We start from the raw sequence: 12,065 nt of genomic DNA on the forward strand, positions 1-12,065 counted from the left end.
CGCTCAGCCCCCCTGCACCGCGGTCAGCACCTCGACCCGGTCGCCGTCGGCGAGCAGCGTCGTCGCCCACTCGCCGCGCGGCACCACCGCCTCGTTGACGGCTGCGGCCACCCCGGCGGGGGCGGTGGTGAGGGAGGCGACCAGGGAGGCCAGGGAGACGGGGGCGGCGAGCGCGCGCGGCTCGCCGTTCACGGACACGTTCATGCGGGCTGCTCCTGACGTACGGGGAGAGCGGTGGGGAAACGGCGGGGGGAGAAGGGACGCGCCTCCTCGGGGAGGACGCCCGTGGCGAGCGCCTCCGCCATGACGTCGCCGGTGACGGGGGTGAGGAGGACCCCGTTGCGGTAGTGGCCGGTGGCCAGCTGGAGGCCCGGGAGGGCGCTCGGCCCGAGCAGCGGCGCGTTGTCGGGGGAGCCGGGGCGCAGCCCGGCCAGGGTCTCGGTGAGCGGCAGCTCGGTCAGCCCGGGGACCAGCTCGTGGGCGTCGCGGAGCAGCTCGTACACCCCGCCGGCGGTCACCGTGGTGTCCCAGCCCAGCTCCTCGCTGGTGGCGCCGACGACCAGCTCGCCGTTCTCGCGCGGCACCAGGTAGACGTGGCTGCCGCGGACCACGGCCCGGACGGTGCGGGAGAGGAAGGGGGCGTACGGGGCGGGGATCCGCAGCCGCAGGACCTGGCCCTTCACCGGGCGGACCGGCGGCAGGACCGCCTCGGGGACGCCGGCGAGCCGGCCGCTGAGGCTGCCCGCGGCGAGCACGGTCTGCCCGGCGGACAGCTCGGTGCCGTCGCCGAGGACGACCCCGCGGGCCCGGTCGCGGACCACCGTGAGCCGGTCCGCGAGCGCCCGGTGGAAGACCACCCCGGCCCGCTCGCAGGCGGTGAGCAGCGCGGCGGCCAGCCGGCGCGGGTCCACCTGGTGGTCGCCGTCCACCCGGAGCCCGCCGCGCACCCCGGGCGCCAGCATGGGTTCCAGGCGGCGGCACTCGCGGCCGCTCAGCCATTCCGAGGCCAGTCCGCAGCGGGTCTGGAGGGCGTGGAGTTCCCGCAGGTGGGCCCGGTCGTCGGCGTCGAGCGCGACGGCGAGGGTGCCGCAGGCGCGGTAGCCGACGTCGAGGCCGGTGGCCTCCTCCAGCTCCGCCACGAAGGCGGGGTAGCGGGCGGCGGAGGCGAGGTTCAGCCCCAGGAGGGTCTCCTCGCCGTAGTGCAGTTCGGTGACGGCGGCGAGCATGCCGGCCGCGACCCGCGCGGCCCCGCCGCCCGGCTCGGGGTCGACGAGCGCGACGCTCAGCCCGCGCCGGGCCGCCCGCCACGCCGTGACCAGGCCGATGATGCCGCCGCCGACCACGAGGACGTCGGTGGCGCTGTCGATGGTGTCGGAAGAACGCATGGGCGTTCCCGCCCCTCCCTTCGCCGGCATGACCCGGATCAGGTTCGTACGGTCGGAGGCCGGCCAGCCTCCCTCTCAGCCCGGTGCGTCCGGGCTCCCGCGAGTGGTGTGTGCCCGCCACCCTAGCCCCCGACGGCGGAGCGCCACAGGGGACCTCTCTTTCTGACGAATCGTCAGGTGCGTAAGGTGGACGGGTGAGCGAGCAGAAGCAGACCCAGCGGCACGTCGTGATCGTCGGCGCGGGCATGGCGGGCGTGCAGACCGCCGTCGCCCTGCGCGAACAGGGCTTCGAGGGCCCCGTCACCCTCATCGGCGCCGAACCCCACCAGCCCTACGACCGGCCCCCGCTCTCCAAGGCCGTCCTCCTCGGCAAGGCCGAGCACTCCGCCTTCGACGTCGACTTCGAGTCCCTCGGCGTCGACCTCCGCCTCGGCCTCGACGTCACCGGGCTGCGCCCCGCCGACCACGAGCTCGTCACCGAGGCCGGCCGCTTCCCGTACGACGTCCTCGTCCTCGCCACCGGCGCCCACCCCCTCACCCTCCCCGGCACCGAGGGCGTCCCCGGCGTCCACCTGCTGCGCACCCTCGACGACGCCGTCCGCCTCGGCCCCGTCCTCGCCGGCGGCGGTGCCGTCGTCGTGGTCGGCGCCGGCTGGATCGGCGCCGAGTTCGCCACCGCCGCCCGCGAGGCCGGCTGCGCCGTCACCGTCGTCGAGGCCGCCCCCCTGCCGCTCGCCGGCGCCCTGCCCGCCGAGGTCACCACCGCCATGGCCGGCTGGTACGCCGAGAGCGGCGCCGAACTCCTCACCCACGCGCGCGTGGACACCGTCCGGCCCGGCACCGTCGTCCTCGCCGACGGCCGCGAACTGCCCGCCGACGCCGTCGTCGTCGGCATCGGCGCCCGCCCCGCCACCGACTGGCTCGCCGGCTCCGGCATCGCCCTCGACCCGAGCGGCGCCGTCACCGCCGACGACCGGCTGCGCACCTCCCTGCCCGACGTGTACGCGGTCGGCGACTGCGCCTCCTTCCCCTCCGCCCGGTACGGCGAGCGGCTCCTCGTCCACCACTGGGACAACGCCCTCCAGGGCCCCCGTACGGTCGCCGCCGGCATCACCGGCGCCGACGGCGCCGAGCCGGCCCCGTACGACCCCGTCCCGTACTTCTGGTCCGAGCAGTTCGGCCGTTTCGTCCAGTACGCCGGCCACCACGCCGGCGCCGACGCCCTCGTCCGGCGCGGGGACGCGTCCGGCGCCTCCTGGTCGGTGCTCTGGCTGCGCGACGGCGTACCGGTCGCGCTCCTCGCCGTCGGCCGGCCCCGTGACCTCGCCCAGGGCCGCAAGCTCATCGAGGCCGGCACCCCCGTCGACCCCGAACGCGCCGCCGACCCGGCCGTCCCGCTGAAGTCCGCGGTCCGGTGACAACCCGGACGGAGGCCGTCGCGGCGGGCCCGACTACCGGCTGTCGGTCCCGGATGGCAGGCTTGTCCCGTGACCGAGATTGACGCAAACATCGATGCTCTCGTCCCCGCCTGGCTCTACCTCCCCGACATCGCCGAGATGCTCGACGTCGAGGTGACGCGGGTGCGGCAGCTGGTGAAGGAGGGTCAGCTGATCGCCGTGCGCCGCGGGGAGAACAACGCGCTCCAGGTGCCCGCCGCCTTCATCCAGGGCGACAAGGTGGTCAAGGGCCTCGCCGGCACCCTGACGCTCCTGAGGGACGACGGCTTCTCCGACGAGGAGATGCTGGAGTGGCTCTTCACCGCGGACCCGACCCTGCCCGGCACCCCCGCGCAGGCCCTCGGCGAGAATCGCGGCACGGAGGTGAAGCGCCGCGCCCAGGCGCTCGCCCTCTGACGCACCGAACCACCACCGCCGGTGCCGCGGCCCGCGCCGCGGCACCGGCACCACCCGACGGGGGGAACCACCATGCCCACGCCTCGTGAGCGGCTCGCCGACGCCCGGCTCTACCTGTGCACCGACGCCCGGAAGCGCCAGGGCGACCTGCCCGCCTTCCTCGACGCCGTGCTCTCCTCCGGGGTCGACATCGTCCAGCTCCGCGACAAGGGCATGGAGGCCGCCGAGGAGCTGGAGCACCTCGCCGTCCTCGCCGACGCCTGCCGCCGGCACGGCAAGCTCCTCGCCGTGAACGACCGGGCCGACGTCGCCCACGCCATCGGCTCCGACGTCCTCCACCTCGGCCAGGGCGACCTCCCCGTCCCCGCCGCCCGCGCCATCCTCGGCGACGAGGTGCTGATCGGCCGCTCCTGCCACGCCGAGTCCGAGGTGGCCGCTGCCGCCGCCGAGCCCGGCGTCGACTACTTCTGCACCGGCCCCTGCTGGCCCACCCCCACCAAGCCCGGGCGGTACGCCCCCGGCCTCGGTCTGGTGCGGTACGCGGCCGGGCTCGCCCAGGACCGCCCCTGGTTCGCCATCGGCGGCATCGACGCGGACAACCTGGACGAGGTGCTGGACGCCGGCGCCCGCCGGATCGTCGTCGTCCGCGCGATCACCGAGGCCGACGACCCGGCCGCGGCCGCGGCCTCCCTCGCCAAGCGCGTCCGGGAGCGGGCCGGCGCCTGACGGCGACGACGGCGACGACGGCGACCGGGCCCGGCGCCGGAGCCGTGCGGCCGGCGCGGCACGCGTGCGGGTCGGCGCGGCACCCGTGCGGGCCGACCAGGCGCCCCCGCCGTACCGGCGCCGCGCCCGTCCCGTACCGGTGTCCGAAAAGGTGTCCACCCCTCGGACGCGGTTTCCGCGCCTCGCTGGACCCCGTCTAACCTGCCCGTATGGCCCTTGGAACCGCTTCCGTCCGTACGGACCGCGCCCGCACGGTCCGCGAGATCCTCGCCTCCGGCACGTCGTACTCCTTCGAGTTCTACGCGCCCCGGACGGCGAAGGGCGAGCAGGTCCTCTGGAACGCCATGCGCCGCGTCGAGGCCGTCGGCCCCAGCTTCGTCTCCGTGACCTACGGCGCCGGCGGAACCACCCGCGGCGGCACCGTCAAGGCCACCCAGAAGATCGCCTCGGACACCACCCTCACCCCGGTCGCCCACCTCACCGCCGTCGACCACTCGGTCGCCGAGCTGCGGAACGTCCTCGGTCAGTACGCCGACGCCGGCATCCGCAACATGCTCGCGCTGCGCGGCGACCCGCCGGGCGACCCGCTGGGCGACTGGGTCGAGCACCCCGAGGGCGTCCGGTACGCCGCCGACCTGGTCCGGCTCATCAAGGAGTCCGGCGACTTCTGCGTCGGCGTCGCCGCCTTCCCCGAGATGCACCCCCGCTCCACGGACTGGGACACCGACATCCGGCACTTCGTCGACAAGTGCCGGGCCGGCGCCGACTACGCGGTCACCCAGATGTTCTTCGACCCGGAGAACTACCTGCGGCTCCGCGACAGCGTCGAGAAGGCGGGCTGCGAGACCCCGATCATCCCCGAGGTCATGCCCGTCGTGACCGCGAAGACCCTCGACCGGCTGCCCCAGCTCAGCAACGCCGCCTTCCCCGCCGATGTGAAAGAACGCATCCTCGCGGTCAAGGACGACGCCGCCGCTGTACGCTCCATCGGTATCGAGTTCGCGACGGAGTTCTGCGCGCGCCTGCTGGACGAGGGCGTCCCCGGACTGCACTTCATCACGCTCAACAGCTCCACCGCGACGCTCGAGATCTACGAGAATCTCGGACTGCACCTGCAGTCCTGACCGGTCGTACCCGCCCCTGACCCGCGGCGGTGGCCGTAGAGAGGGGCTGCGGGGCATGGGGTGGACGGTCCTCTACATCGCGTTCGGCCTGGTGGCGCTCTGGCTGCTGGGCGAGGTGCTCCTCCAGTACAAGGCGCGGCTGCGGTGGCGGATCCTCGCCTTCTGCGGCTTCCTCGGCGTGGTCGCCGGCGTCCTGCTGCCCTCGGTCGCGGTCATCATCGCGGGCGCGGTCGCCTTCGCCGTCGGCCAGACCTTCGTGACCCTCTCCTTCCGCCGCGGCTTCTCCACCGGCTGGGCGATCGGCGGCAACCCCGGCGCCAGCCGTCGCCGCAAGGCGGGCCCCGCCGTCGACGCCGGCCCCACCCTGGAGGTCTCCGGCCTCTCCTACGAGGACGCCGCCGCGGCCCACGCCCCCGGCCCCGACGCCGAGGAGCTGCACGCCGGCGCCGAGCCGGCCTCCGTCTACGAGCCGCAGCCCCTGCCCGAGGACACCGGCCAGTACGGCGTCTACGGCGGCGGGCAGTACGACCAGACCGCGCAGACTCCCGCGTACGGCGGCTACGAGACCGGCGGCTACGACACGGGCGGCTACGGCACCGGGACCTACGACACGGGGACCTACGACACCTCGGGCTACGGCACCGGCGGCTACGCGCCGGCCGACGGCGGCACCCCCGCGTACGACACCCACGCCGCCGGCTACGAGCAGCAGCAGCCTGCCTACGACTACGGCGCCACCGGCGGCCAGCAGCAGTACGCCGCCTACTCCGACCCGTACATCGGCCCCGGCACCGACGGCCAGCAGTACACCTCGTACTACGGCGACCCGTACGCCCCCTCGTACAGCTACGACACCCCGCCCGGCGGCGTCTGGGTCCCGCAGCAGCGTGACACCGACGAGCCGCCCGCGCCGTACGGCCAGGGCCAGCACCCCGACGAGCAGTCCCGGTACCGCTACTGAGCGGACGGGGCGGCGCGGCTCACTGCGAGCCGCGGAACTCCGCGCCCTCCACGATCAGCCCGGCCACCAGCGCGCCCGACATGCCCGCGTGGGCGAGCCCGCCGCCCGGGTGCGACCAGCCGCCGGCGAAGTACAGCCCGGGCACGGGGGAGAGGTTGGGCGCCGGCAGCCACTCCCCGCGGGCATCCGCCAGCGCCGGGCCCGGCACCTCCGCCGACCCGGTCGCCGCCCGTACGTCCTCCGGGGTGCGGACCTCGCGCCAGAGCAGCCGCTCGGCGAGGCGGGGCACCGCGGCCGCGGCCGCCTCCACCAGCGCGTCGGCGAGCTCCGCCCCGTCCTCCTCCGGCACCAGGTCGAGCCGAGCCGAGACCGTCACCGACTCGTGCTCCGCGTCGGGCCGGAGCGCCGGGTCGTCGGGGCGCAGCACGGTCACCGTCGGCCGGTCCCCGTCCCCGTGGACGACCGTGCGGTGCACGGCCCCCTTCTCACGAGCCCCCCGGAGGGCGAGCAGGACCGTCAGCCGGCCGGTGGCGTGCCGCTGGAACCGCGGCCACTCCTCGTCCGCCCGCTCCCAGGCCACGACGTGCTCCCGGTAGAGGGCGGGCACGGGCGCGCCCGCGACCACGTGGTCCGCCTCCACCGGCTCCCCGGACTCCAGCCGGACCCCCACGGCCCGTCCGCCCTCCGTCAGCACGTCCGCCACCGCCGCGCCGAAGACGAACTCCACCCGCCGCTCCCGGCAGCGCTCGTACACCGCGTCCGCGAGCGCCCGCATGCCGCCGGCCACGTACCAGCTGCCGAAGGTCTGCTCCATGTACGGCAGGACGGCGGCGGACGCGGGGGCGGCGGAGGCCGGGAAGCCGTACGCCTCCGCGTACGAGTCCAGGAGCGCCACCAGCCGGGGGTCCCGCAGCTCCCGCTCGCCGACCTGCGCGAGCGTCCGCGTCGGACGGCGCAGCAGCCCCGCCTTGAGCGCCGGGTACGGCTCGCGGGCCAGGGCCTTCGGATCGGCCGGCTGCGGCTCCTCCAGGAGCGGGCGGCGGGTGCGGTCCCACGCCTCGCGGGCCCGCACCAGGAAGTCCCCCCAGCGCTCGCCCGCGCCCGCGCCGAGCGCCGCGTCCAGGGCGGCGACGGTGCCGGCCCGGGAGGCGTTCGGCAGGTCCACGCGCGTGCCGTCGGCGAAGACGTGCCGGGCGGCCGGATCGACCTGGCTCAGCCCGACGCACTCCTCCAGCGGCTTCTTCCCCGTCTTCACGAACAGATCGCGGTAGACCGCCGGCAGGTGCAGCAGCCCGGGACCCGTGTCGAAGGCGAAGCCCTCGCGCTCGAAGCGGCCCACCGCCCCGCCGTATGTCGACGTCCGCTCATACACCGTCACCGCGTGCCCGGCGACCGCCAGCCGTGCCGCCGCCGCCATGGCGCCGAGACCCGCGCCGATCACCACAATCCGTCCCATGTCAGGGACCTTATCGGCCTCCACCGACAGAGCGGTCCGCAGGTGGGCCGCCCCCGGCCGCCGCCAGTCTGCGCTCCTCGCGGCGCTGCGCCCGGCGGCGCCGGAAGCGCCGGATCCGGGAGGCCAGGAAGAGCACCAGCCACACGCCGAGCGCCAGCAGCACGGCGGCGATCACCGCCGCGGCCACGGGATGGAACATCGCGAAGGTGATGACCCCGGCGACCGTGAGGTCCTCCGCCGTGCTCAGCACGATGTTGGAGAACGGCTCGGGCGAGGTGTTCACCGCCATCCTGGTGCCCGCCTTGACCAGATGGCTCATCAGCGCCGTCGAACCGCCGACCGCGCCCGCCGCCAGCTCCGGCAGCGAACCGCTCTCGCCGGCCAGCAGCGCCGCCACCACCGCTCCGGCGACCGGTCTGATCACCGTGTGGACGGAGTCCCACACGTTGTCCACGTACGGGATCTTGTCCGCGACCGCCTCGCACAGGAAGAGGACACCGGCCGCGATCAGGACGTCCGTGCGCTGGAGCGCCTCGGGCACCTCGTCGGTGAGCCCGGTCGCGCCGAAGACGCCGAGGAGCAGGACCACCGCGTAGGCGTTGATCCCGCTCGCCCAGCCGCTGGTGAAGACGAGGGGGAGTACGGACACGCCCGCGATCGTAACGAGACGGACTCCGTCCGTCACCAGGACGGCCCCATCCGCCCGGCCCGCACGGCGACTGAGTATCCGTACCTAGGCGCCGAGATGAGTACCCGCGCGGATGGGGGAAGGGCCGTCCGGAGGAGAGAGTGGAGCCACGGAAGGGGCACGGCTCCGGAACCGCCGGCACGGGGCGGCGGAACGGGGCCGTGCGCCTGCCGGCACGGGGGACGTGCACGGGGGTGCACGAAGAAGGCGCCGGTCCGGCGTGGCTCGGGGGGATCGAGCTTCGCGGGACCGGCGCCTTTCGTCGCGTCGGATCGTGGATCCCGGATATTGGATCCGGGATCAGCGGCCTCCGCCCACCCGCCCGTGCAGCAGCAGGGACAGTGCCGCGTGGACGTCGTCGAGGGAGCGCTCGCTCTGGAACGCCTTCCAGTCGAGGGCGGCCACCAGGACCATGCCGACCAGGGCGGCCGCGGTCAGCTGGACGTCGATCTCCTCGCTCAGCTCGCCGGCCTCGACGCCCTCGCGGAGGACGCCCTCCACGACGGCGACGGCCTCCTGGCGGACGACCAGGAGGGTGGAGTTCCACGCCCGGTTGGTGCGCCAGAGCTCCGCCACGTACAGCTGGGTGAAGGCCGGGTAGCGGTCGATGAAGACGAGGCCCGCGCGGATCATCGCGTCCAGCGCGGCGACCCGGCTGCCGCCCCGGGCGGCCGTCTCCTCGGCGGCCGTCCGCAGCGAGGCGGTGAGCAGGGAGACGCCGTGGCGCAGCAGCTCCTCGAAGAGCTCGGTCTTGCTCTTGAAGTTGTAGTAGACCGTGCCCTTGGCCACCCCGGCCCGCTCGGCGATCTCGTCGACCGTGGTGGCCGAGAAGCCCTGCTCGGCGATGAGGGTGACGGCCGCCTCGTAGAGCTTGGCGCGGGTCGCCTGGCGGCGGGTGCTGCTGCTGTCCATGGGATCGATTCTCACAGAGGCGGTACGGGTCGGGTCACAGGGACAGGTCGGGGTGGAGCCGGTCCAGCGTCCACACCTGCTTGCGCCGCGCGGTGACCGCGGTCAGGGCGAGCGCGCCGAGGGTGAAGGCGGTCAGGACCGCGACGGCCTCCCAGACCGGGCCGACGCCGCCGCCGGAGATGAGCCGGCGCAGGGCCTCGACCACGTAGGTCATCGGCAGGAAGGGGTGGACGGCGTTGAAGAAGCCCGGGCTGGTCTGCACCGGGTAGGTGCCGCCCGCCGAGGTCAGCTGGACCATGAGCAGCGCCAGGACGAGGATCCGGCCGGCCGCGCCGAAGCGGGCGTTCAGCCACTGGATGATCGAGGCGAAGCAGCAGGTCACCAGGGCGAGGAAGCCGATCGTGCCGGCCGCCCTGGCCATCTCCAGCCCGAGCCCCCAGTGCAGGACGGCGAGGAGCGCGCCGACCTGGAGGACGCCGATCGCGGCCACCGGGAGCCAGCCGGCCAGCGCGATCCGCCAGGCGGAGGCGCCCGCGGCGAGCGCCCGCCGGTTCATCGGCTGGATGATCATGTACGCGACCATGGCGCCGACCCAGAGGGAGAGCGGGATGAAGTACGGCGCGAAGCCCGTGCCGTAGTTCGGCGCCTTGTGGAGCGACTGCGCGGCCAGCTTCACCGGGTCGGCCATGACCTCCGTACGCCGGTCGCGCTCGTCCTTGTCGTAGTCCGGGATCTTGTCGACGCCGTCCTTGAGACCGGTGGCGAGCGAGCCGGAGCCGTCGGCCAGCTTGAACAGGCCGCCGTCGAGGTCGCCGGCGCCCTTCTTCAGCCTGCCGACGCCGCTGTCCAGGCTGACCGAGCCCGCGCGGGCGCCGGTGACGCCGGTGTGCAGCTGCTCGGCGCCGTCGGCGACCTTCTTCGCGCCCCTGTTGAGCTCGTTGATCTTCCGGATGGCGCCCTCGACGTCCTCGTCCAGGTGCGGGGCGCGCGCGGCCAGCTCGTCGGCCTCCTTCTTGAGCTTCTTCAGCCGCTCGTCGAGCGTCTTCAGGTCGCCCTTGCTGCCCTTGGTCAGCTGGTGCACGTCGTCCGCGACGGTGGCGACGTCGCCGGCGGTGGTCGACGCCTCCTTCAGGGCGGCGCAGTACTCCTTCGTGTCGGGGAGGACGAACCCCTCGGGGAGGGTGACGCCCTCCGGCAGCTCGATCTGCGGGGTGGCGGTGGCGCCGGGCTTCTCGCAGGACTCGCGGTGCAGCCGGCCGAGCGTGTCGTCCGCCTTGTGGGCGGCGGTGCGCAGCGCCGGGGCGCGGCGGACCAGGTCCGCCAGGTCGTTGCGGGCGGCGGTGGCCGAGTCGGAGACCAGCTTCGCGGTGTCGCGGATCGACGTGCCGTTGTTCGCCAGGTACGGGCGGACCTTGTCCGCGGTGCCGTTCACCTTGTCGGCGAGGGCCTGGGTGCCGTTGGCGACCTGGCGCGTACCGGTCTGGACGTCCTTGGAGCCCTTGTCCAGCTTCTTCAGGCCGGCGGCCAGGTCGCTGCTGCCGGTCTTGGCGTCGGTCAGGCCGTCGGAGAGGTCCTTGGACCCCTTCTTGGCCTTGTCCACGCCCTTCTTCAGGTCGGCGGCGCCCTTGGCGGCCTCGGCGGTGGCCTCGTGGATGTCGGAGAAGGAGATGAAGATCTTGTCGAGGAAGGTCCGGGAGGACTTGGTGGAGGCGGCGGTGCGCACCTCGGCGAAGACCGTCCGGGAGATCTGGCCGACGATGTAGTTGTTGGAGTCGTTCGTACGGACCTTGAGGGCGCCGGTCTCGGGGGAGTCCCCGGAGCTGGACGCGATCCGCTCACTGAAGTCGCCGGGCACGGTCAGGGACAGGTAGTACGTGCCGTCCTCGACGCCCTTGCGCGCCTCGGCGTCGCTGACCTCGTGCCACTCGAAGGTCCTGCTGTCGAGCAGGCCCTCGGTGATGTCCTCGCCCGCGGTGATCCGCTTGCCGTCGGCGGCGGCGCCGCGGTCCTCGTTGACCAGGGCCACGGGCAGCTTGTCGAGCCTGCCGTACGGGTCCCAGAACGAGTACAGGTACAGGGCGCCGTACAGCAGCGGCAGCAGCAGGACCGCGACCAGCGCGGCGCGCGGCAGCTTGCCCCTGCCGAAGCGCCTCAGCTCAAGCGCGGCCAGTTTCGGCGAGCGCATCGTCCGCCCCCTCCTCGGTGATGTCGTCTTCGGTGGCCGGTTCGTCCCGCGGGCCGGTCGTGGTGATCCGCAGGGCGTCGGCGGGTGCCTCGCTGCAGACGGCGAGGACGGTGGTGCCGGCGGCGGCCACCGAGCGCAGCAGCGCCCAGGCGTCCGCCCGGTCGGCGTCCGACAGCTTCAGGTCGGTGTCGTCGACGCCCAGCAGCCGGGGGCGGCCCATCAGGGCCAGCGCGATCGACAGGCGCAGGGCCTCCAGGCGCTCCAGATCGCGTACGGAGGTCCGCTCGCCCTTCGGCAGGGCGGCGAGGTCGAGCCCGGCGGCCGTCAGGGCCTCGTCGATCCGGGTCCTGGCCTCGGCGGCCCGGCTGCCGGGGCGCCGCAGCAGCGCGCGGACCGAGCCGTCGAAGCGGCGCTGGAGCAGGGCCCGCTCGCGCAGGTGCTCGGCGACGGTGAGCGACGGGTCCAGCTCGCTCACGCCGGGGACCTGCCCGAGCGCGGCGACCCGGCGCACGGCGGCCATCCGGCGCGGCAGCGGGAGGCCGCCGACCTCGGCGTGGCCCTCGCCGGTCTTCATCCGGCCGGTGAGGGCGAGCAGCAGGCAGGTGCGGCCGGTGCCCGAAGGGCCCTCGAGCGCGACGAGCGAACCGGCCCCGGCGCGGAAGGACACGTCCCGGAAGGCCCAGCCGCGGGGGCCCTTGAGCCCCAGCCCCTCGACCACGACCTCGGCGCCGTGCGCCGCCGGGCCGTCGCTCGTGCCGGACTTCCCGCCGGCGCC

12 protein-coding genes and 1 riboswitch are annotated in these 12,065 nt (G+C 74.6%); of the genes, 5 read left to right on the forward strand and 7 right to left on the reverse strand.

Translation table 11 applies throughout. The annotated features are described in order from the left end of the window. Positions 1–3: 3 nt before the first annotated feature. Positions 4–204, reverse strand: a complete 201-nt coding sequence (gene thiS / locus IF73_RS0113285; RefSeq protein WP_031007065.1) for a sulfur carrier protein ThiS — start codon at positions 202–204, stop codon at positions 4–6. Continuing rightward, positions 201–1,385: a glycine oxidase ThiO gene (thiO, locus tag IF73_RS0113290; protein ID WP_031007068.1), complete on the reverse strand. Its 1,185-nt coding sequence runs from the start codon at positions 1,383–1,385 to the stop codon at positions 201–203. Before thiO ends, thiS begins: the two co-directional genes overlap by 4 nt. Beyond that, positions 1,383–1,496: riboswitch (TPP riboswitch) on the reverse strand. It overlaps the preceding gene by 3 nt. A gap of 83 nt (positions 1,497–1,579) precedes the next feature. Between thiO and IF73_RS0113295 the strand changes: the two genes are divergently transcribed. From IF73_RS0113295 to IF73_RS0113315, 5 genes are all read left to right on the forward strand, one after another. Continuing rightward, a complete protein-coding gene (locus IF73_RS0113295) occupies positions 1,580–2,803 on the forward strand; it encodes an NAD(P)/FAD-dependent oxidoreductase (RefSeq protein WP_031007071.1) in 1,224 nt (407 codons plus the stop codon). 69 nt (positions 2,804–2,872) lie between these two features. Continuing rightward, positions 2,873–3,238, forward strand: coding sequence for an Rv2175c family DNA-binding protein (locus tag IF73_RS0113300; RefSeq protein WP_031007073.1), 366 nt, complete (start codon positions 2,873–2,875; stop codon positions 3,236–3,238). Between the two features lie 72 nt (positions 3,239–3,310). Next, positions 3,311–3,964, forward strand: coding sequence for a thiamine phosphate synthase (thiE, locus tag IF73_RS0113305; RefSeq protein ID WP_031007075.1), 654 nt, complete (start codon positions 3,311–3,313; stop codon positions 3,962–3,964). Positions 3,965–4,173: 209 nt separating this feature from the next. Next, entirely contained in the window at positions 4,174–5,088 is a 915-nt protein-coding gene (gene metF, locus IF73_RS0113310; protein WP_031007077.1) for a methylenetetrahydrofolate reductase [NAD(P)H], read from the forward strand. 55 nt (positions 5,089–5,143) lie between these two features. After that, the gene (locus IF73_RS0113315; RefSeq protein WP_031007079.1) at positions 5,144–6,049 is read left to right on the forward strand and encodes a hypothetical protein; all 906 of its coding nucleotides are present in this window, start codon (positions 5,144–5,146) and stop codon (positions 6,047–6,049) included. Between the two features lie 19 nt (positions 6,050–6,068). Here IF73_RS0113315 and IF73_RS0113320 read toward each other — a convergent pair whose 3' ends face one another. The 5 genes from IF73_RS0113320 to IF73_RS0113340 all read right to left on the reverse strand — a co-directional run bounded on the left by IF73_RS0113320 (position 6,069) and on the right by IF73_RS0113340 (position 12,008). After that, on the reverse strand, positions 6,069–7,505 hold the full coding sequence (locus IF73_RS0113320; protein ID WP_031007081.1) for a phytoene desaturase family protein: 1,437 nt from the start codon (positions 7,503–7,505) through the stop codon (positions 6,069–6,071). 10 nt (positions 7,506–7,515) lie between these two features. Further along, positions 7,516–8,154, reverse strand: a complete 639-nt coding sequence (locus IF73_RS0113325) for a DUF4126 domain-containing protein (protein WP_031007084.1) — start codon at positions 8,152–8,154, stop codon at positions 7,516–7,518. Positions 8,155–8,493: 339 nt separating this feature from the next. Continuing rightward, positions 8,494–9,105 carry a TetR/AcrR family transcriptional regulator gene (locus tag IF73_RS0113330; protein ID WP_031007086.1) on the reverse strand — a complete coding sequence of 204 codons (612 nt, stop codon included), beginning with the start codon at positions 9,103–9,105 and terminating at the stop codon, positions 8,494–8,496. A 34-nt stretch (positions 9,106–9,139) separates the two neighbouring features. After that, positions 9,140–11,290: a YhgE/Pip family protein gene (locus tag IF73_RS0113335; protein ID WP_031007089.1), complete on the reverse strand. Its 2,151-nt coding sequence runs from the start codon at positions 11,288–11,290 to the stop codon at positions 9,140–9,142. Further along, a complete protein-coding gene (locus tag IF73_RS0113340) occupies positions 11,262–12,008 on the reverse strand; it encodes an ATP-binding cassette domain-containing protein (RefSeq protein ID WP_031007091.1) in 747 nt (248 codons plus the stop codon). The genes IF73_RS0113335 and IF73_RS0113340 overlap by 29 nt, the downstream gene beginning before the upstream one ends. Positions 12,009–12,065: the final 57 nt, after the last annotated feature.

This window comes from Streptomyces sp. NRRL F-5727 (assembly GCF_000719555.1).
Classification (GTDB): domain Bacteria; phylum Actinomycetota; class Actinomycetes; order Streptomycetales; family Streptomycetaceae; genus Streptomyces.

What these genes read in the sequence shown, in the direction of transcription:
- thiS (WP_031007065.1), bottom strand. Translation starts at nt 204, where the DNA reads ATGAACGTGTCCGTGAACGGCGAGCCGCGCGCGCTCGCCGCCCCCGTC.
- thiO (WP_031007068.1), bottom strand. Translation starts at nt 1,385, where the DNA reads ATGCGTTCTTCCGACACCATCGACAGCGCCACCGACGTCCTCGTGGTC.
- thiE (WP_031007075.1), top strand. Translation starts at nt 3,311, where the DNA reads ATGCCCACGCCTCGTGAGCGGCTCGCCGACGCCCGGCTCTACCTGTGC.
- metF (WP_031007077.1), top strand. Translation starts at nt 4,174, where the DNA reads ATGGCCCTTGGAACCGCTTCCGTCCGTACGGACCGCGCCCGCACGGTC.
- IF73_RS0113315 (WP_031007079.1), top strand. Translation starts at nt 5,144, where the DNA reads ATGGGGTGGACGGTCCTCTACATCGCGTTCGGCCTGGTGGCGCTCTGG.
- IF73_RS0113320 (WP_031007081.1), bottom strand. Translation starts at nt 7,505, where the DNA reads ATGGGACGGATTGTGGTGATCGGCGCGGGTCTCGGCGCCATGGCGGCG.
- IF73_RS0113330 (WP_031007086.1), bottom strand. Translation starts at nt 9,105, where the DNA reads ATGGACAGCAGCAGCACCCGCCGCCAGGCGACCCGCGCCAAGCTCTAC.
- IF73_RS0113335 (WP_031007089.1), bottom strand. Translation starts at nt 11,290, where the DNA reads ATGCGCTCGCCGAAACTGGCCGCGCTTGAGCTGAGGCGCTTCGGCAGG.